18 protein-coding genes, 7 tRNA genes, 1 rRNA gene and 1 other RNA gene are annotated in these 18,597 nt (G+C 45.0%); 6 read left to right on the top strand and 21 right to left on the bottom strand.

All coding sequences use genetic code 11. The features are described 5' to 3' along the window. Positions 1–76 precede the first annotated feature (76 nt). A complete protein-coding gene (locus H525_RS0112260) occupies positions 77–1,579 on the top strand; it encodes a hypothetical protein (protein ID WP_027416462.1) in 1,503 nt (500 codons plus the stop codon). Positions 1,580–1,677: 98 nt separating this feature from the next. On the opposite strand, the gene H525_RS29010 is transcribed toward H525_RS0112260, so the two are convergent. The 3 genes from H525_RS29010 to H525_RS0112250 form a co-directional block, all read right to left on the bottom strand. Further along, on the bottom strand, positions 1,678–1,803 hold the full coding sequence (locus tag H525_RS29010) for a hypothetical protein (RefSeq protein WP_281172617.1): 126 nt from the start codon (positions 1,801–1,803) through the stop codon (positions 1,678–1,680). Positions 1,804–1,875: 72 nt separating this feature from the next. Further along, an RNA gene (gene rnpB / locus H525_RS26360) (RNase P RNA component class B) lies at positions 1,876–2,261 on the bottom strand. Positions 2,262–2,368: 107 nt separating this feature from the next. Continuing rightward, positions 2,369–2,445, bottom strand: a tRNA-Arg gene (locus H525_RS0112250). A 228-nt stretch (positions 2,446–2,673) separates the two neighbouring features. On the opposite strand from H525_RS0112250, the gene H525_RS0112245 reads away from it, so the two are divergent. Next, positions 2,674–2,913: a hypothetical protein gene (locus tag H525_RS0112245; RefSeq protein ID WP_155837248.1), complete on the top strand. Its 240-nt coding sequence runs from the start codon at positions 2,674–2,676 to the stop codon at positions 2,911–2,913. Positions 2,914–3,023: 110 nt separating this feature from the next. Here the strand turns inward: H525_RS0112245 and H525_RS0112240 are convergent, their stop codons facing one another. Then, positions 3,024–3,317, bottom strand: a complete 294-nt coding sequence (locus H525_RS0112240) for a hypothetical protein (RefSeq protein WP_027416460.1) — start codon at positions 3,315–3,317, stop codon at positions 3,024–3,026. A 39-nt stretch (positions 3,318–3,356) separates the two neighbouring features. Further along, positions 3,357–4,268 carry a hypothetical protein gene (locus H525_RS0112235; RefSeq protein WP_027416459.1) on the bottom strand — a complete coding sequence of 304 codons (912 nt, stop codon included), beginning with the start codon at positions 4,266–4,268 and terminating at the stop codon, positions 3,357–3,359. Between the two features lie 318 nt (positions 4,269–4,586). On the opposite strand from H525_RS0112235, the gene H525_RS0112230 reads away from it, so the two are divergent. Further along, positions 4,587–5,282, top strand: a complete 696-nt coding sequence (locus H525_RS0112230; RefSeq protein ID WP_027416458.1) for a VIT1/CCC1 transporter family protein — start codon at positions 4,587–4,589, stop codon at positions 5,280–5,282. A 105-nt stretch (positions 5,283–5,387) separates the two neighbouring features. Beyond that, entirely contained in the window at positions 5,388–5,891 is a 504-nt protein-coding gene (locus H525_RS0112225) for an N-acetyltransferase (RefSeq protein WP_155837247.1), read from the top strand. Between the two features lie 43 nt (positions 5,892–5,934). Here the strand turns inward: H525_RS0112225 and H525_RS28650 are convergent, their stop codons facing one another. Both H525_RS28650 and H525_RS0112215 read right to left on the bottom strand, forming a co-directional pair. Beyond that, entirely contained in the window at positions 5,935–7,005 is a 1,071-nt protein-coding gene (locus H525_RS28650) for a YkvA family protein (protein ID WP_245590477.1), read from the bottom strand. Positions 7,006–7,072: 67 nt separating this feature from the next. Then, positions 7,073–7,471 (bottom strand): ATP-binding protein, encoded by a 399-nt coding sequence (locus tag H525_RS0112215; protein WP_027416455.1) that lies wholly within the window; start codon positions 7,469–7,471, stop codon positions 7,073–7,075. A gap of 184 nt (positions 7,472–7,655) precedes the next feature. Between H525_RS0112215 and H525_RS0112210 the strand changes: the two genes are divergently transcribed. Continuing rightward, positions 7,656–8,144 (top strand): DUF2062 domain-containing protein, encoded by a 489-nt coding sequence (locus H525_RS0112210; protein WP_027416454.1) that lies wholly within the window; start codon positions 7,656–7,658, stop codon positions 8,142–8,144. A gap of 72 nt (positions 8,145–8,216) precedes the next feature. Here H525_RS0112210 and H525_RS0112205 read toward each other — a convergent pair whose 3' ends face one another. The 5 genes from H525_RS0112205 to H525_RS0112185 form a co-directional block, all read right to left on the bottom strand. Then, positions 8,217–9,011 (bottom strand): ABC transporter ATP-binding protein, encoded by a 795-nt coding sequence (locus tag H525_RS0112205; RefSeq protein WP_027416453.1) that lies wholly within the window; start codon positions 9,009–9,011, stop codon positions 8,217–8,219. After that, complete coding sequence (locus H525_RS23845; RefSeq protein ID WP_051330997.1) at positions 9,004–9,963, bottom strand: ABC transporter permease; 960 nt, start codon at positions 9,961–9,963, stop codon at positions 9,004–9,006. The genes H525_RS0112205 and H525_RS23845 overlap by 8 nt, the downstream gene beginning before the upstream one ends. Before the next feature lie 111 nt (positions 9,964–10,074). Next, the gene (locus H525_RS23840) at positions 10,075–11,124 is read right to left on the bottom strand and encodes an ABC transporter substrate-binding protein (RefSeq protein ID WP_035100894.1); all 1,050 of its coding nucleotides are present in this window, start codon (positions 11,122–11,124) and stop codon (positions 10,075–10,077) included. A 224-nt stretch (positions 11,125–11,348) separates the two neighbouring features. Next, complete coding sequence (locus tag H525_RS0112190) at positions 11,349–11,627, bottom strand: hypothetical protein (RefSeq protein WP_027416452.1); 279 nt, start codon at positions 11,625–11,627, stop codon at positions 11,349–11,351. Positions 11,628–11,695: 68 nt separating this feature from the next. Next, positions 11,696–12,598: an RluA family pseudouridine synthase gene (locus H525_RS0112185; protein WP_027416451.1), complete on the bottom strand. Its 903-nt coding sequence runs from the start codon at positions 12,596–12,598 to the stop codon at positions 11,696–11,698. A 173-nt stretch (positions 12,599–12,771) separates the two neighbouring features. On the opposite strand from H525_RS0112185, the gene pyc reads away from it, so the two are divergent. Beyond that, positions 12,772–16,227, top strand: coding sequence for a pyruvate carboxylase (gene pyc / locus H525_RS0112180; RefSeq protein WP_035100891.1), 3,456 nt, complete (start codon positions 12,772–12,774; stop codon positions 16,225–16,227). An 88-nt stretch (positions 16,228–16,315) separates the two neighbouring features. Here the strand turns inward: pyc and ytfJ are convergent, their stop codons facing one another. From ytfJ to H525_RS0112135, 9 genes are all read right to left on the bottom strand, one after another. Further along, positions 16,316–16,738: a GerW family sporulation protein gene (gene ytfJ / locus H525_RS0112175; protein WP_027416449.1), complete on the bottom strand. Its 423-nt coding sequence runs from the start codon at positions 16,736–16,738 to the stop codon at positions 16,316–16,318. Next, complete coding sequence (locus H525_RS0112170; protein WP_027416448.1) at positions 16,722–17,393, bottom strand: DUF2953 domain-containing protein; 672 nt, start codon at positions 17,391–17,393, stop codon at positions 16,722–16,724. The genes ytfJ and H525_RS0112170 overlap by 17 nt, the downstream gene beginning before the upstream one ends. A gap of 242 nt (positions 17,394–17,635) precedes the next feature. Further along, positions 17,636–17,724: transfer RNA gene (locus tag H525_RS0112165), tRNA-Ser, on the bottom strand. 21 nt (positions 17,725–17,745) lie between these two features. Further along, positions 17,746–17,822: transfer RNA gene (locus H525_RS0112160), tRNA-Arg, on the bottom strand. A gap of 4 nt (positions 17,823–17,826) precedes the next feature. Further along, positions 17,827–17,902, bottom strand: a tRNA-His gene (locus H525_RS0112155). Between the two features lie 19 nt (positions 17,903–17,921). Next, positions 17,922–17,995 (bottom strand) — tRNA-Trp (locus H525_RS0112150). A gap of 32 nt (positions 17,996–18,027) precedes the next feature. After that, positions 18,028–18,104: transfer RNA gene (locus H525_RS0112145), tRNA-Met, on the bottom strand. 45 nt (positions 18,105–18,149) lie between these two features. Then, a tRNA-Ser gene (locus tag H525_RS0112140) sits at positions 18,150–18,238 on the bottom strand. Positions 18,239–18,342: 104 nt separating this feature from the next. After that, positions 18,343–18,597 (bottom strand): 23S ribosomal RNA (locus tag H525_RS0112135); the annotation flags it as partial.

Raw genomic sequence — 18,597 nt, 5'->3', positions numbered from 1 at the left:
AGGCGATAGCCTTAGTTGCACTTATGCGTGTAGGAAAGGTACACTTTCCTATACACCAAAAAAAGGGCTCACCCGCTTGTTCATTTTCTCCTTACTCTCTTCTCTTACCGTACTCACTTCTCCTGTGCGCGCTGAGGCCCATGAGCGTTCGGCTTCATTTTTTTCCTATGATATCAACCACGATCAAATGATAGACTATACGGTTGAAGCAATAGGATGGACATCCACTGTCAAACCGTCTGTAACTGTCGAAAAGCACGATCAGGCTGTCTACACCCAGTATTTTTATAAACAGGGAGAGAAAAACTTTCGGATCACCTTTATCCAATTGAAAAATGGGGACGTTATGTACTTTGTCCGAAACTACCCCGGCAAACAATCCAATCAAATCACGCTGAAAATCACAGTTTTTGATAGCTCTACGAAAACCGCAATACTGTCTTCCGGTAAATGGCGTTCGATCGGGCTGCCTTCATCAAGTTCTTCCTCTTTATATATAGATGGAACGTTTCTGCACTATCGAATTGGCAATGTCACGGCTTTTAAACCGTTGGGCTATACAACATATGATGAGGTCATCAACAAGGAGCGGCCGATTACCATTAAATCGAACGGGGAGTCCGCTTCTTATCTCATTCCTTTGCCAGCCGAAGCTTCTTATTTATCAGACACCTGGGGGATTTTGTCCGGCCAGCCGCTGATCAATTGGGAAGATAAGACGGTTTCCGGTGCTGCTGCCGCTATGGAATTCGAAACGACTAAAAAATTAGGTGTGGATGGGCAGTACTACCCAACACCGGATTCAACCTACAATCCATATACTCCCCATTCTTTTTATCGCAATCCGGCCAACCTGGATGGGCTCCAGGCGCTGTCATATTTTTCTGGAGAAAATGGAAATCTTTTTTATGATATCGCCACTCATCTGGCCTACAGTTCGGTCAACACCCAGAATCCTGAGGGCTTTTGGCCGACCTACCCGCGCTCGGAGGGCTGGTTATATAAAACATACAAAATTGGCTACGAGTATATGGATAATCGAAGAAATGCCGACAATGTCACGTTTCTGCTAAACTATGCCAAACAAACAAACGACCCGGATGTAAAGCAGGCCCTAAAAAAATGGGATACATACCAGACAGGTTATATTCGTAAATACGGCATTCGTACAGGCAAACATGGGATTTTAATTCCGGATTACACGGACGGTACTCATGTCTCTCATACGTCTCTAAACCATCAGACAGCCAACATGAACTACATACTAGAGGCTTACCTTTTTGACGGTGACCCCGTTAAAAAAGACTTAGCTTTACAATTGCTATCCGGAATTGAAGAAACAAGCAAACGCTGGGTCATGCCGAATCATAATTTGTATTATTCACTCGACCGCAAGCTCAATCCAACCTCTTCAAACGATTATTTCGAGCTAACCCGCGACGATTTGTTGACCGCGCAAGATTTACTTCTGGAAGTGCGCGGAGAAAAGAGTGAGGTCCTTCAATATTTAATTGATGAAAAGAACAAATGGATTGAGGAACAGCTTAATGTGCAACGAGCTGCCAAAGGATCTAACTAAAATAACCGGAAAAAAGCACAAAGACGCATCGATCGAAGCATGTGTCTTTGTGCTTTTCAATTGTTATTCGCGGTCAACATCAGCTTGCTCAATCGTCATTAACACTCATATATGCGCTTTTTTATATCCTTCATGCCAATAAAGCTGTCCAATTTATCAATCGCTACTAATCTCTGTACCTCCTGCGCAAAGTCTGCAAAATTACTTGAATGCTCACGTACCATTCAACCCCTTCCCTATGCAAAAAACCGCTTCGTATACAGAAGCGGTTTTCGATAATATATGGCTATAAGAAGTGCTGTAAGCCAGGTTTTGTCCTTCTGTACTCATAACGGCTGCCAGCCTGGTACGAAGAAGGGACAGTCATCTATCTACAGAAATCACTTTCTGTCTATCCGTACGGTTCAGTTCCCTCAGGATAGTGCCCCTACCAAAATTTGGGTTGCTCGCTTATGGGGTTTACCTCGTTCCACCTCAACCGTTTCCAATTGAGCTTCGTCACTGTGGCACTTTCAGGCTAGTCTCAGCATATCCCGCAAAAGGACGTAGCTGATTTCACCGCCGTCAGCCGATTTCGCGGCTGCCCTACCTTGCAATAGGCATAAACACTCCGGGCATCACAGCCCGGGCGAGCCTGGACTTTCCTCTGCCCGCGTAACACGAACAGCGACTGCCCACACTTCTTATATTTTCATTTTTAGTATCATTCGTGTGTTTTATCCATCGATACGCACAAGATGTATTTTATATCATCCATCGCAAAAAGTAAAGTGGATAAACTTTACAAAGTGGCGTCCCAGGAGAGATTCGAACTCCCGACACACGGCTTAGAAGGCCGTTGCTCTATCCAACTGAGCTACTGGGACTATATGAAGACAGTAACTATCTTATCATACATTCCATTACTGTTTCAACTGCTGCTGTTTTATCTGCGTTGATAATAAATCTGAATATTTTGTGTTATCCTGTACGATTTTCTTTATTTCTTATATAATTGATGTAATAAAGAGAAAGGAGGATGTATTCCGATTTCTTACCAAGGGTTATGCACACGTGTACCAGCCTGGCGAATTTAAAAAAGAAGGGAGGCAAAAATGATGAGTTTTGCCAACTGGGATGAAATCGTAGAAACGTGTATCAGCTGTTCGATAAAAACCTCAGCTGATCTCAGGCCCCAATCCTTATCCGAAGAAAGAACAAGTTCGATGCGGAAGGAACGTAAAGCAACCAGTCATTCTTATCAGGAAGAAAATCAGTGGATGGACGACACATACGACAACATGCTGGCCCATAAATACGGAATCGATGCTTACACCTCCTTACTATCAACGTGAATCGTTTTCTATCGGTTGCTTATCGCAGAAAAAAGGACAGTTGCCGTGTTCTGCACCGGCTCTGTCCTTTTCTATTCCTGAGGAAATTTTCCGCCAACCGGAAGATAACGCTATAAAACTGTTGTCCGTTCGGTGGGCAGACCAATATCCGAAAGCCAGTCTGACACTTCATGGTCCTGCCAGCGTACTTCCCATTTCTTTATGAAGCCTTCCAACGCGGATATAAAGGCAAGCAACTGTCTTCGTTCGAGGGCAAGCTGAGCGATTCGATCCATATCATTTTCCTGAAAACATAGGCGCACGTCCTCTTCCATACATTCAATCTGCAGCCGTTTATGATCAATAAGTGACCGCAATCTGTCAAAACGACGTTCCAATAAGTCAAGGCCTTCGATAATGTCCATCCTCAGCGCCATCCTTAATCTTATAGTCAGTTCCTCCCGTTATGCGTTTACAAGTTCCATAACCTTCTCAAGAGCTTTTACAATCGATTCGTTTTTTTCCTTTTCCGCTACAAGTTGGGATATAGCTGCCATGTTGTTTTGTTTAAAATGATCCAATACTTCTTCTTCCATTTCTTTAATGCGCTGTTCGACCTTCTCAATCGAGTCCTGTGCGTTGCACAAAATATCCTCCCATATACTTGCTGTTTTCACATCGTTTGCCATTGTAACAGCAACCTCCTCTTCGTGTTGATTGATTTGTACGGCTGATTTCTCTTTATTTTCATCATGATTGATTTCATCCGTGTACGAAACGATAACCAAACCATCGATTACGCGAAACCGGGGATCCCCCTCGGGCACAAAAACAAATTCCCGGCGCGATAGACCCAATTCGTGCTCGACAATCATATGGAGTTGAGCAATCGGAAGCTGCTTAATCCCGCGGTCTGTCAAGTAGCTGTAAATCTCATCATTGGCTACATTCCAGCGCGAAAGATACCACAGATCAGAACCGTTAAACTGAACAAAACGGGCATCATGGAAAAGCGGCAGTTTATTTCCATCATAGCTGTAGGATACAAGATTATTTCGCCGAAGTTTTTTGAGGCATTGTTCTCTGGTCAGCGGAGCCTTCGTTTCTAAAAAATATCGCACAAGCTCGTCCGCTATATGGTCGCGATACACCCCATCTATCTCAATAACGGCATGTGAACCTCCAATATGAAAGGGGGACAATTCATCGGCGACCGCCTGTTCAATCACCTGTTCAGCAGATAATTGCAGTGTAATAAGGCTTGTCTCATGTGTATTCTGCAGTCGATTTTGCAATTCCTGCCTGGAGAGGGATCTCTCCCCTTCCCGAAATACCTTTTTTAACATGCTGCTTGGCGTGTAGACTAACCCTTCCATTCCAAGACTCCTTTGCATCTTAGTCTCATCTCGTATATAATACCATGTTCTCTGGCACCATGGGCGGTCAATTTACTTTTTTGTACATTTTTAATAGGTTTACTTACGTTTTACATTCTGCAACGTGAGCGCAGCCGAACGTAAGCCCAAAAAATGGTGCGGCACTGGAATAAACCATTTTATTTTTTGCAGGAGTCTTCCCTTACGGGGAAGTGGAGACTGGCTGTGTTTTAAAAAAGGGAGAATATATACGCGCGAAAACTTGGTATAGTAGAAAGTAAAGACATAACTACCACTTTATAGAGGAGATATGAAACGATGGCCAACACCCCACACGTTGAAAAGCATTTCACCGCGTCCGAGACCGTGAGAGACATAGTCATCGGGATGGCAGATGGGCTGACTGTTCCGTTCGCTATGGCGGCCGGCCTGTCCGGCGCGGTCGATTCCACTACGCTCATCCTGACAGCCGGAGCAGCGGAAATTGCCGCCGGTTCCATTGCGATGGGGCTGGGTGGATATCTCGCCGCCCGGACGGATGCAGAACATTATGAATCTGAGTTAAAACGCGAGCATCATGAAGTCATTGAACTGCCGGAGCGTGAGGCCGAGGAAGTCGCGGAAATTTTCCGGGAATATGCTTTAGAAGAGGAGCAAATTCAGTCGATCGTTTCCACTATGCGTAAACATCCTGATAAATGGGTTGATTTCATGATGAAATTCGAACTCGGCTTAGAACCGCCGGATCCGGGCCGGGGGCGTAAAAGCGCCCTGACCATCGCCCTATCCTACATAGCTGGCGGCGTTATTCCCTTATCTCCTTACATCTTAATGGCAAAGCCCGCCGCCGCTTTAAACGTTTCTATTATTATCACGTTGCTTGTCCTGTTCATCTTCGGCTATATAAAAGGAAAATTCACCGGAACATCCCCGGTTAAAAGTGCATTTCAAACCACTATGGTCGGTAGTCTCGCCGCAGCCGCCGCATTTTTTTTAGCTCGCTGGCTAACGTAACCACACATCCGCTAAAATTACCTCTGGACACCGACATACAAGGGATGTATATTTAATTCATACAATGAATAAATATGCAACAACTTTATGTGGAGGGGTAACGGCATGGTAATTCGAAAGGCAAAAATACAGGACCTTGACGGAATGATGGCATTGATTAACGAATACGCGCAGCAGGGATTAATGCTGCCGCGTTCCAAGCTATCACTCTGCGAGACGCTTCATTGTTTTTCAGTGGTAGTGGATGATACGGGAGAAGTGTCGGAAAAAGAAGGCATCCTCGGGGTGGGAGGGCTCCATATTCTATGGGAAGATTTAGCCGAAATTCGTTCACTCGCCATTTCGCAGAAAGCGGTCGGAAAAGGCTTGGGGAAAAAATTAGTAGCCCATCTCGTGGAAGAGGGACAATCCCTTGGGCTTAACCGTATCATGGCGTTAACATACCAGATGACCTTCTTTGATAAATGCGGGTTTACAGTGGTGGAAAAAGAAACACTTCCCCATAAAGTTTGGAAAGATTGCATCAACTGCTCTAAATTTCCGAGCTGTGATGAAATTGCAGTGATAAAGGAGCTTACACCTGTTGCGGCAGTTTCAAACGGAAATTGACAAACTCTGGCGTAGCTACCTCTTGGGTAAGAGATAGCTACCTTTATTTCTTTGATGTAAATAAATTTTTTATCATTTTCAGGCGGCCGCTGCCAATCAGTGAATCTGCCTTCGCCAGCACGTCCCGGATTACCTCAATAATGTTTTCCTTGCCGTTCCAGTGTTCAGCAATGATTTCTTTATCCGTATCCCCAAGTATTTTATTGAGCGCCATCACACTGACCACCACATCGTCGGCAAATCCCAATGGACCGAGAAATATTTCAGGAATAATGTCCAGCGGGGAAATAAAGTATGCAACGGCCAGCATGGCAATGGATTTAGACTTTGGTGAGACCCGGTCGTCTTTTAGTAAACGTGCTAACAATACAAATAAGTCAGGTGCTAATAAAAGATACGGCGCCAATTTTTCGGACTTGGCATCCCCTATCCTGTCGCGCAGGTACTCCTCTATTTTTCTGCGCAGCCGGTCATAAAAACGCTGATGCTCCCGTTCAAGAACGATGAGTTCTCCGCCACCTGCAAAACCAAATCCATCCCCTTGCCGAGCATCTTTTGCGTTCGGTTCGGCCTCTACCGTCTCGTCATCTTCATCCGGTAACTGCTGCAGCCAGTCCATATCCGGAAGTGAAACATCGGGCGGAACCTGTAATTCAAGCGACAGATAACCGTTTTGCGGTTGAATACCGGTAACCGTGACCTTCTGCAGCATCGGGTACATCTCAACGAGACGGCTGAGCTGAATCGTGATACGATTTTCCGAAATATGAACGTCCTTTGTGTTTTTTAACTTATTCATCAACAAAGTGCTGCCGCCAATGCTTTTGTTAAAAAATCTTTCGGCTTCACGGAATAACTTTTTCCCCAGCGGAACCGTTTGATGATAGAAGTCCTCAATATAATTAAGCACCAAATAGCGTCCATTTACATCAAAACGAACATCAATCACGCTCACGGTATAAAAACAATCATACCACTCGGCACGCGATCGGATGGTCGCTTCTATGATCAAGTAGCCTGCTTTACAGCGAAGGTGGTGAAAATGGATGTCGGGTGAAAGTTGATTTAACCGTGGAACGACAACAGCATTTAAGATTTTTTCAGGTATGTTCATTACAATCGACTCCTTCAAATCTTCATACGTTATCTTACCCTATTTAATGGTTTATCTAACGACAGCCTTACTCGTTTCTTTTTTCTCTTTCCATCCATTTTCGAATCCGGACTGTTGTACCGACCCCTACCTTCGTTTCAATGTGAAATTCATCCATAAGCCGTTTCGTTCCGGATAGACCAAGGCCGAGACCCTTCCCTGTTGTAACGCCATCCTTCAAAGCTTCCGCCAAGTTTTCAATACCCGGTCCCCGATCCTGCACCGTTATTTCTATATAATCTTCCCCTTTGTGAAAATAAATCCGCCCGTGATAAGCATAATTAATAATATTACGCGTTATTTCTGATATGCCGACGGCGATTTTTGTTTGGTCAACAGGGGAAAATCCCATTTCACAGGCAATTGTTTTTCCAAGCGTTGCCGCCATAATGACGTCCTCTTCCGTTTCAATGGACAGTTGAACCATTGCACCTCTCCCCCATGCTGCTTCTAAGCATTACCAAGGGTAATCATTTGTTTTATCACTACCCTTCATTATGCGTAACAAAACTCAAAATAAAAAGCAATATTAGCTAACAATCATGAATTTTTTTCGCTATAATAATATATAGTAAGGCAACAACAGTTTGTTAAAAAAGCGAGGAAGAAAAATGTGGAAAAACGTGTATAGGAAGCTAAAACTCCAGTATTTAAAATTGCTCCGTTCGAAAGGTGCTCCCTCTATTGTGGCCCGGAGTTTTTCACTCGGTATTTTTATTGAATTTATCACTCTTCCTACGCTAGGGATCGCTTTTTTACTCCTTTATCCGTTAAACCTTTTATTGCGCGGTAATTTTACCGCGTCACTCATTGGGTTTATTATGGGAAAGTTTATGCTTCCTCTTTTCTTTGTCATCAATTTAAGTGTAGGCAACAGGTTAATCGGCCGTACTCTTGAACAGCAGGCCCGCCATGCGAGTGATTTTAATTTACTTGCTCTGTGGACTTTAGTCAAGGAAAAAGGGATCGCCTTTTTTATCGGTAGTGCCACCAACGGACTGGTTATGTCTGTTTTATGTTATACACTTGTATTTTATGGACTTCATCTTTACAGAAAAAAGAAACAAGCACGCCGGTCCTTGCAATTGAAGAAATCGTAAAGAAAACCCGCCAGCCGATATGTTATCGGCTGGCGGGTTTTCTTTAGTTGATAAGAACACTGCCTGTGTGAGTTATGCCAGCACCGCCCGGTCGCTGGCGAACTTTTCACCGCGCAGACGCTGAAATTCATCAAGCAATCGCTCGATTGTGAGGTGTTGTTTCTCAGATTCGGGAACATCCAAAATAATATTGCCTTTATCCATCATGATTAAGCGATTCCCAAGGTCAAGCGCCTGCTGCATATTATGCGTAACCATAAGGGTTGTCAGCTTCTGCCTGCTCACAATCTCTTCGGTTAGCTCGGTAATACGCTGGGCCCGTGCCGGGTCAAGCGCCGCCGTATGCTCATCAAGCAAAAGCACCTTCGGCTCGGTAAACGTAGCCATCAGCAAACTTAAAGCCTGACGCTCCCCGCCGGATAGAAGCCCTACTTTGGCATTCAACCGATCCTCCAGTCCAAGATGAAGGGATTGAAGATACGTGCGGAATTCATCCCGCCGCTTCGCCGTAACTCCCCGGCGCAATCCACGTTTTTTATCACGGGAGTAGGCTAACGCAAGGTTCTCCTCAATAGTCATCGCCGGTGCCGTCCCCGCCATCGGATCCTGGAAAACCCGCCCAATCATAGGGGCTCGCCTATACTCCGGAAGATGATTCACCATATTGCCGTCGATCTCAACGGTTCCGTAGTCGGGAAGCAGCACACCCGAAATAATATTCATTAACGTCGATTTTCCCGCTCCGTTACTGCCGATAATGGTGACAAAATCCCCGGGCTTCAATTCAAGGTTTACGCGATCTAACGATACCTTTTCATCTACGGTCCCCTCATTAAACACCTTATAAATATTCGTTAATTTAAGCATTGCTGTTCACCTCACCATTTTCAAGAGGTACGGAACCGCCACGTGCCGATAACGTCTTCCTCCGTTCAGCGCGGCGCCTTCGTTCACGCATGGAAGCAGAAATTTTAGGCATAATCAGGGCTACGATGACAATGAGCGCCGTCATTAATTTCATGTCGGAAGGTTTAAGACCGATTTGCATGGCCAGTGCCACGACAAGACGGTAAACAATTGCGCCGCCAATGACTGAAAGAGTGGCGCGGCGAATGGAACGATCCCCGAATATGGCTTCACCGATGATAACTGAAGCAAGGCCGATAATAATCATCCCAATTCCCATCGAAATATCAGCAAATCCCTGGTATTGCGCATATATCGCACCTGAGAGGGCAACCAGTCCGTTTGAAAGGCTGAGCCCCACAATAATGGTATTGTCCGTGTTCGTCGAAAAGCTGCGAATCATGCGGGCATTGTTTCCCGTTGCCCGGATAGAGAGGCCAATTTCCGTATGCAAAAACCAGTCAATCAAAAGTTTAATAATCAACACAATGATAGCAAGAACGGTAAACAAAGAAAAAACGCCCAACTTTGATAAATGGTCCTGAATCTGGGACGTAATCGTATCATCTCCCAGAAGCGGCACGTTCGCTCTATCCAGCATAATGCGTAAATTAATCGAGTAAAGAGCAATCATCGATAAAATACCGGAAAGCAACGCATTAATTTTTCCTTTTGTGTGAAGGAGACCTGTCAGGGCGCCTACCACACACCCAATAATAAGAGCAGCCAGCGTAGAAAGCAGCGGCGAATAGCCGGATGAAATCATCGTGGCGGCTAAAGCTCCTCCCGTCGCAAAACTCCCGTCCACCGTCAAATCGGGGAAATCAAGAATACGAAATGTAATGTACACACCAATTGCCAGGATGGCAAAAATTAAACCGGATTCGACTGAACCCATAATGGCTACACTCATGAGATCCTCCTTTCAATCCTCGCTGATGTTCTGTAATGTGAGGAGGGAGGAGAAAGGAGGCCGACGCCCCCTTTCTCAAGTCTTCCTGCTCTATCCGTTTTTCTTACAGCTTTATTTCCCGTCCAGCATTTCAGGCTTCCACTTATCCATCGCGGTTTTTGGAAGCTTGTTTATATCTATTCCCATCGCCTTGGCTGCACTTTTGTTAATTACAAGTTTTAAATCTTTCGGGTATTCAACTGCTAAATCACCCGGTTTAGCCCCGTCTTTCAGAATTTTAACAGCCATTAAACCGGCTGCGTATCCAAGATCGGAATATTCAAATCCCATACCGGCGAAGCCTCCACTCCGCACCGAATCCTTTTCCCCGACAAAAAGCGGGATTTTATTCTTTTCCGCCACAGCAATAATGGATTTAATGGCAGATACTGCCGTATTGTCCTGCGGTACGTAAATCAAGTCCACTTTACTGACAAGCGATTCCGCCGCTTGTTTGACTTCATTCGTATTCGTGACGGTTGCTTCTTTTGACTGAAGGCCGACACTTTTCAGCGCTTCATTCGCTTTTTTAACATTGGCAACAGAGTTCGCTTCTCCGCTGTTGTAGATGATACCGACTGTTTTTGCCTTCGGAAAGAAATCTTTCATTGACTGGACAATATCCGTAATAGCTTTTGGAGGAGTATCGGAATTCCCCGTCACATTTTTCCCCGGTTTTTCTAAATTAGTAACCAATTTTGCTCCAACCGGATCCGATACCGCGGTGAATATGATCGGAATATCTTTTGTATTCTGCAGAGCAGCCTGCGCACTTGGTGTGGATATACCGAGAATCAAATCTTTTTTATCGGCCACAAATCCCTGGGCGATGGTATTATTTGCCGACATGTCGTTTTGCGCGTTTTTATAATCGATTTTCAGATTCTTGCCTTCCTCGAATCCGTTATCTTTTAGCGCTTTGATAAATCCGTCCCGCGCATCATTCAAAGCAGGGTGTTCCAAAATCTGGCTTATTCCAATATTATACACTTTTTCTGTACTTTTTCCCGTGTCCGTTTTTCCGTCCGTGGATGTTTTGGACGCTTGTTGTGAACCTGCTCCACACGCGCTTAACATCATCATCAGTGCGGCAAGAAAAATACCTATCAACTTCTTTTTCATACGCAACCCCCTATTTTTCTTCTCCGATTTCCTCTACGGATTTTAGCTTCTGATTTATACAGCCTACTAAATAGGTTTATTATAGCATGTTCTCCTATACTTTAAAGCCTAATCGCAACAAAAAATTACATTTAAATAAAAATTATCTGATAAGTTTGCTCATAAAGAAAACTGGCTAGCGCCAAGCAGCAGGTGCCGGCGCTAGCCTTCCGCATCTCGAAACTCTATACTTCTCTGTACATAGCAACAACAAACAGATCGAGCGAAATTAAAAATCCTGCAAATAAGCCAAACATCCCAAATAGAAATCGGTTATTTTGGGCTCTCTTAAATTGTTGGGCCGCAGCGCTCGCGATAAGCGGAATAATAATTTCCAATGTTATAAACAATGTTTTTACCCGCTCATTCCCCCCGTTCAGCGCCTGATGCGAAATCGAAAAGTTATACATCGCCAACCCAAGAATAAGCAAAATAAATGGGCTCAATTTTATCGCCGTTTTCAATGAATTCCCCCCTCTCCATCCCACTTGATCTTACTTCTTTTTTGATGGAAAGGTAAAGCGGCGTTTCTTTAAAACAAACTGTTCATATCGTCCGGAAGCAGTGTTTCAAACGACATCATTTCTTTATGGCGCGGATGTGGAAAAGATAATTTTTTTGCATGGAGCGCTTGACGTTTTATCATGACTTTACTCCCGCCATAAAGGTCGTCACCTAGAAGTGGATGGCCGATATGGCTCATATGGACGCGGATTTGGTGGGTACGACCCGTATCCAATGTAAGCGAAACATGGGTAAACGCCTCATAATACGCGAGTACCCGGTAGTGCGTACGGGCCCACTGCCCGTTCTCACTTACCATGCGTTCCATCAGCGAATCATTTTTGCGTGCGATCGGTGCCTCTATCGTTCCTTCATTATGGGCCGGACGGCCATGAACGAGCGCTTCATAGTGCCGGACCAATTGATTCTGCTGCTGGCTTATGGCCAACTGTTGGTGAGAAAACTGGCTTTTTGCAATAATAATCAGTCCGGATGTATCCTTATCTAACCGGTTGACAGGCCTGAATTTGCGTGAAATCCCCTGCTGCTGCCAATAATACACGACGCCATTACCCAATGTTCCCTGTCCATGGAGCATTGTCGGATGGACACACATAGCAGGAGGTTTGTTTACAACGAGAACGTCCTCGTCTTCATAAACAATCGCGAAAGGAATCGGCTCGGGCACAATATTTTCCGACTCTTCTTCCGGAAGATAAAGTTCCACAGTATCTCCCGCCACCAGCGGATGATCCAGATACGTCGATTTTCCGTTCAAGCGAATGCCTTTCACATGTTTTAATTCTACGAGCAAACTGCGTGAAATACCGTGCTTTTGTCGAAGCAAATTACGTATATTCTCTTCCCCTTCCCCGCCGGTGGCTGCAAACGTTAGTACCTGGGCGGTTCTGGCAGGCTGTTTCTCTTTCATAGTTTTTTTTACACCTCTCTACCATTCACATCATTCTATTATACAAGAAAAAATCCGACAGAATCATTTGGGTTCTATTATCATAATTTTATGTGTTATAAATATTCAATTATCTGTGTTATTATAGTTAACATATAGTATGCTAGTACTTGGAGATAGAAAGGGAGAGGTCAATGCCAGAAATAAAAAAGTTCAGGAAAGTACTTGTGGCAAACCGTGGAGAAATTGCCATTCGAATTTTCCGTGCCTGTACCGAATTAGGAATTCGTACGGTTGCCATTTATTCTGAACAGGATAATGTTGCCCTGCACCGCTTTAAGGCAGATGAAGCGTACCAGATCGGGCTCGGTAAAGGGCCGATTGAAGCTTATCTGGACATTGAAGCGATCATTGAAATGGCAAAACGCCATGATGTAGATGCCATCCATCCCGGATACGGTTTCTTATCTGAAAATGAACAATTCGCTACACGCTGTGAAGAAGAAAATATTGTTTTTATCGGACCGAACTCCCGTCATATTCAAATGTTTGGCGATAAAGTAATCGCCCGCCAGATGGCGATTGAAGCGGACATCCCCGTTATTCCGGGAACGGCGGAACCGATTAGTAAATTAGAGGATGCCCTGCGTTTTGTAAAAGAAAACGGCTATCCGATCATCATAAAAGCTGCATCCGGAGGCGGTGGGCGCGGGATGCGTATCGTCCGCAAAGCCAGTGAACTGCAGGAAGCGCTTGACCGGGCTCGTTCGGAAGCGAAATCCTCTTTCGGTAATACGGCCGTATACCTGGAAAAGTACCTTGAGAAGCCCAAGCATATCGAAGTTCAGATTCTCGCTGACCAATACGGACATGTTGTCCACCTGTTTGAGCGGGACTGTTCGATTCAACGGCGCCACCAGAAAGTGGTAGAGGTTGCGCCGAGCCTGTCTCTTACAGAAAGACAGCGCGAAGATATATGCGACGCTGCCCTGCGTCTTTGCCGTTCATGTGGATATGTGAACGCGGGCACCGTTGAATTCCTTGTTACGCCAGATGGGAAATTTTATTTTATTGAGGTAAATCCACGTGTTCAGGTTGAACACACCATTACCGAGATGATCACAGGCATTGACATTGTGCAATCACAGATCCGGATTGCGGAAGGGTATGCATTGGAAGATAAGGAATTAAATATTCCGTCCCAGTCAAGCATTCAGATGCGGGGCTATGCGATCCAATGCCGAGTCACTACTGAGGACCCGGAAAAAAATTTCCTTCCGGATACAGGCCGCCTTCTCGCCTACCGTTCAGCCAGCGGATTCGGTGTCCGTCTGGATGCCGGGATTGGGGCACCGGGTGCGAGCATCACGCCACACTATGATTCGCTGCTCGTAAAAGTGTCAACCCATGCGCTTACATTTGAGCGGGCAGCCAGCAAAATGCTTCGCACGCTTAAGGAATTTCGGATTCGCGGCGTTAAGACGAACATTCCATTTCTGGAAAATGTGGTGCAGCATCCCGACTTTTTAAGCGGTGAATACGATACGTCTTTCATTGATACAAATAAAGAGCTTTTTGTATTCCCAACGAAACACAACCGGGGAACAAAAATTCTGACCTACATCGGGCAAACGATTGTCAACGGCCACCCGGGACTGCCCAAATCGGATAAAAAACCGGCCTTTAATGAACCGCGTATTCCCGTTACTTCTATCAAGCAATCATATCCTTCAGGAACCAAACAAATTTTATCCGAACGCGGACCTGAAGGTGTGGTGAAATGGATTAAAGAGCAGAAAAAACTGCTTATTACAGATACAACGTTCCGCGACGCTCACCAATCTTTGTTTGCAACCCGGGTAAGAACGTATGACCTGCTGCAAATCGCGGAAGCTACCGGAAAATTGGCCCCCGACTTATTTTCCCTTGAACTGTGGGGCGGGGCCACCTTTGATACAAGCATGCGGTTTTTAAATGAAGACCCATGGGAGCGTTTGATCCAGCTTCGCGAAAAAATTCCTAATGTCCTGTTTCAAATGTTATTCCGCGGAGCCAATGCGGTCGGATATACGAATTATCCCGATAATGTCATAAAAAAATTCATTCAAAAATCAGCTGAGGCAGGGATTGATGTATTCCGAATTTTTGACAGCCTCAACTGGGTGGAAGGAATGCGACTTGCTATCGAATCTGTCCGTGAAGCGAATGCGATTGCGGAAGCAGCCATTTGCTACACAGGGGATATATTTGATCCAAAGCGCGATAAATATAATTTGCAGTATTATATAAATCTCGCGAAAGAACTGGAGAAGTCCGGAGCTCACATCCTTGCCATTAAAGACATGGCCGGATTACTTAAGCCGTACGCAGGCTATACGCTGATTAAAGCGCTCAAAGAAGAAATAGGAATTCCTATTCATTTGCATACGCACGATACGAGCGGAAATGGAGCCGCTTTGTTAGTGAAAGCGGCTGAGGCAGGAGTTGATATCGTGGATACGGCGCTTAGCTCCATGTCCGGCCTCACCTCCCAGCCGAGCCTGAATTCCCTTGTTTCCGCTCTGGAACATAATGAACGGGCAACCGGGTTTAATCAGGACCATTACCAGCAGCTTGCCGATTATTGGGAAGATGTCCGTCAGTATTATGCCGGGTTTGAAACAGGAATGAAAGCAAGCAATGCCGAAGTGTATAAACATGAAATGCCAGGCGGGCAATATACGAACCTGCAACAGCAGGCCAAAGCGGTCGGTCTGGGAGATCGCTGGGATGAAGTCAAAAAAATGTATACCATTGTCAACCATATGTTTGGCGATATTGTTAAAGTGACTCCATCCTCTAAAGTAGTTGGAGATATGGCTCTTTTCATGGTTCAAAATAACCTGACGGAAGAGGACGTATATACAAAGGGTGAACATATTAATTTCCCTGAGTCCGTCATTACCTTTTTCCAGGGCTACCTTGGCCAACCTTATGGCGGTTTTCCGGAAAAATTGCAGCAGATTATTTTGAAAGGACGCGACTTTTTCACAAGCCGTCCGGGCGAACTGCTTCCGCCGGTTAATTTTGAAGAAGTTCAAGCTATGCTTGAAGAAAAATTGGATAGAAAAGTCACTGAATTTGATGTATTGTCCTACATTATGTACCCGCAGGTGTTCCTGGATATGAAAAAGCGTCAGGACGAATTCAGTGATGTATCGGTTATTGACACACCAACGTTTTTCTACGGACTGCGTCTGGGAGAAGAAATTGCCGTCAACATTGAGAAGGGAAAAACACTTATCGTAAAGCTTGTTTCAATAGGTGAGAGCGGTCCTGATGGCATGCGAACGATTTATTTTGAGTTAAACGGCCAACCACGGGAAATTAACATACGTGACGCCTCCGCCGAAGTTACCGTTCTGAAGCGTGCCAAAGCCGATCCGGCAAATCCGGGGCAAATCGGTGCCTCAATGCCGGGTAAAGTCCTGAAAGTTATGGTCGAAAAAGGCGACAAAGTTAAAAAAGGCGAGCACGTCATGGTAACAGAAGCGATGAAAATGGAAACAACCATGCAGGCTCCTTTTGACGGAGTTGTTCAGGAAATCCACGTAGCCGCCGGTGATTCAATCGAAACGAATGACTTGCTGCTTACCATTAGTAAGAAATAATTCAAGCTTATTTAAAACAAAAAGAGCACTGGAAAGGTGCTCTTTTTGCCATTCCTTTATCCTAATTTTAAAAAGTTCTCTTTGCCGTCTACTGAATCACGTCTCCGCTTTTTTCATTGCCTATCATAGACTGTATTTTTTCAATCACGGTTGGTGCCAAATCCAACATACGTTCATACAAATGCGATTGGCCCTGAAGGGAAATCGACCGGATACCATCTTTACTTACGACTAAAAACGCAACCGGTGTTATGGAAATGCCTCCGCCGCTTCCTCCGCCAAAAGGCATTTCTGATTTGCCTTTCGCATCCGTGCCATTTAGTTTCGTCCCGTCATTTCCGCCTTCGAACTGGCTTCCGCCGGCGGCAAAACCGAATCCAACTTTTGAAACCGGTAGAATGACACTTCCGTCTGGAGTTTCCACGGGTTCGCCAACAATTGTATTCACATCAACCATCTCTTTAATGTTTTCCATCGCAGTTTTCATTAAATTTTCAATCGGATGATCCATAACTCTCACGCCCTTTACGTAAATTGAGAAGAAGACGAATACCTGCGATAATAGCATTCCCGAGCCTAAATTTAACTATGCACAAAAACTGCGTATTAAACTGCTCATTGTTAAAGTCCGGAATCACCTGAAGGCGTGGAATAGCGTACATACTAATATAATGAGCAATTACTGCAATAATCCCACTTTTTACTCCCCACACCAGCCCCGTCAAGGTACCGGTAGCTGAGGCTTCCCTTATTCCAACCCGGGTTGTCCATTCAAGCCTTTCACAGCGTATGGTTTTAAGTGTACGTTTTAAAATTTCACTGAAATCATGAATGTTATCCAACAATCCCAAAAAACGCTCCCGAAGTCTATATACCGTGTGCGGAGTTATTCTCTCCTTTCTTTTCCGGCTTATATTATCACCGTCAGCACTCTTGGCTCGATGGGACATAGTAACTCCCTTGGTTAAGCTTTGCAGATCCAAAAGAGGGATGTTTAAATGATAGCGCAGTAAGCCTCTCCATATCGAAATTTCAACTTCAAAACGGTCGTTTTCATTTTCTCTTTTATAAACAATTTGAATTCGAATGGAGGTTGTCCATAAAATGATCAGCAAAATGATCAGCATACATAAAATGATGATGAAAGTAATTGTCCACCCGTTCATGGTTTTCCACCCTTCTCACCTTTAGTATGGACATATTTACCTCTCGTCATGCCGCATAAAAACACAATGAATTATATAGAAACCTGGCTAGCAACAAACCGCATGCGCTGGTGATCGCCTTGTTGCCCTGTTATGTAAATAAGAAAACCTCTTGCCTTTTATGCGTATAAAGGCAAGAGGTTTTCGTTGTGTGGCTGATGTTTATGTAAGTAGCCGATATTATCGGTATTAAACGTAAAAAATGGCGGAGGGAGCAGGATTCGAACCCGCGTGGGCTTGCACCCTAACGGTTTTCAAGACCGCCCCGTTATGACCACTTCGGTATCCCTCCGTACTAAAAACATTATAAAAATGGCGTCCCAGAAGAGATTCGAACTCCCGACACACGGCTTAGAAGGCCGTTGCTCTATCCAACTGAGCTACTGGGACCTTATGGGGCGATCGATGGGAATCGAACCCACGAATGTCGGAGCCACAATCCGATGCGTTAACCACTTCGCCACGACCGCCATTGTATTTATTTAAATTTGGCAGGGGCAGTAGGAATCGAACCCACACTGGAGGTTTTGGAGACCTCTGTTCTACCGTTAAACTATGCCCCTTTATTCTTCCATTCTATCCATAATGAATAGGCTGGTAGCGGCGGAGGGGATCGAACCCCCGACCTTACGGGTATGAACCGTACGCTCTAGCCAGCTGAGCTACACCGCCATTATTATCATTTAAAAAAGTATTCCAAAGTCAAATAAAAACTGACGGAGAGTGAGGGATTCGAACCCTCGCACAGTTTGACCCGTCTACTCCCTTAGCAGGGGAGCCCCTTATAGCCTCTTGGGTAACTCTCCATAGACAACATAAAAATAGGCTTATATATTATACCTTGAAAACTGAATCAGAAAAAACATTGCGCTTTGTATGGAAAAATCATGTTGTTCACGTTGTATAGTATTGGGTTAAGCCCTCGACCGATTAGTATTCGTCAGCTCCATGCGTTGCCGCACGTCCACCCCGAACCTATCTACCTCATCATCTATAAGGGGTCTTACCAGCTTGTGCTGTGGGAAATCTCATCTTGAGGGGGGCTTCACGCTTAGATGCTTTCAGCGCTTATCCCGGCCGCACATAGCTACCCAGCGATGCTCCTGGCGGAACAACTGGTGCACCAGCGGTGCGTCCATCCCGGTCCTCTCGTACTAAGGACAGC

This window comes from Aneurinibacillus terranovensis DSM 18919 (assembly GCF_000430625.1).
Classification (GTDB): Bacteria; Bacillota; Bacilli; order Aneurinibacillales; family Aneurinibacillaceae; genus Aneurinibacillus_B; species Aneurinibacillus_B terranovensis.
The sequence above is the reverse complement of the archived record's forward strand: the minus strand, read 5'-3'. Positions and strand labels throughout refer to the sequence as shown.

Bases quoted from the DNA above. Each gene is read 5' to 3' on its own strand.
- H525_RS0112185 (WP_027416451.1), bottom strand. From the start codon at position 12,598: ATGAAAGAGAAACAGCCTGCCAGAACCGCCCAGGTACTAACGTTTGCA.
- H525_RS0112240 (WP_027416460.1), bottom strand. From the start codon at position 3,317: ATGGACATTATCGAAGGCCTTGACTTATTGGAACGTCGTTTTGACAGA.
- ytfJ (WP_027416449.1), bottom strand. From the start codon at position 16,738: ATGGATCATCCGATTGAAAATTTAATGAAAACTGCGATGGAAAACATT.
- pyc (WP_035100891.1), top strand. From the start codon at position 12,772: ATGCCAGAAATAAAAAAGTTCAGGAAAGTACTTGTGGCAAACCGTGGA.
- H525_RS0112230 (WP_027416458.1), top strand. From the start codon at position 4,587: ATGGCCAACACCCCACACGTTGAAAAGCATTTCACCGCGTCCGAGACC.
- H525_RS28650 (WP_245590477.1), bottom strand. From the start codon at position 7,005: ATGAACATACCTGAAAAAATCTTAAATGCTGTTGTCGTTCCACGGTTA.
- H525_RS0112170 (WP_027416448.1), bottom strand. From the start codon at position 17,393: ATGAACGGGTGGACAATTACTTTCATCATCATTTTATGTATGCTGATC.
- H525_RS0112245 (WP_155837248.1), top strand. From the start codon at position 2,674: ATGATGAGTTTTGCCAACTGGGATGAAATCGTAGAAACGTGTATCAGC.
- H525_RS0112205 (WP_027416453.1), bottom strand. From the start codon at position 9,011: ATGCTTAAATTAACGAATATTTATAAGGTGTTTAATGAGGGGACCGTA.
- H525_RS23840 (WP_035100894.1), bottom strand. From the start codon at position 11,124: ATGAAAAAGAAGTTGATAGGTATTTTTCTTGCCGCACTGATGATGATG.
- H525_RS0112225 (WP_155837247.1), top strand. From the start codon at position 5,388: ATGGTAATTCGAAAGGCAAAAATACAGGACCTTGACGGAATGATGGCA.
- H525_RS0112235 (WP_027416459.1), bottom strand. From the start codon at position 4,268: ATGGAAGGGTTAGTCTACACGCCAAGCAGCATGTTAAAAAAGGTATTT.
- H525_RS0112215 (WP_027416455.1), bottom strand. From the start codon at position 7,471: ATGGTTCAACTGTCCATTGAAACGGAAGAGGACGTCATTATGGCGGCA.
- H525_RS0112210 (WP_027416454.1), top strand. From the start codon at position 7,656: ATGTGGAAAAACGTGTATAGGAAGCTAAAACTCCAGTATTTAAAATTG.
- H525_RS29010 (WP_281172617.1), bottom strand. From the start codon at position 1,803: ATGGTACGTGAGCATTCAAGTAATTTTGCAGACTTTGCGCAGGAGGTA.
- H525_RS23845 (WP_051330997.1), bottom strand. From the start codon at position 9,963: ATGAGTGTAGCCATTATGGGTTCAGTCGAATCCGGTTTAATTTTTGCC.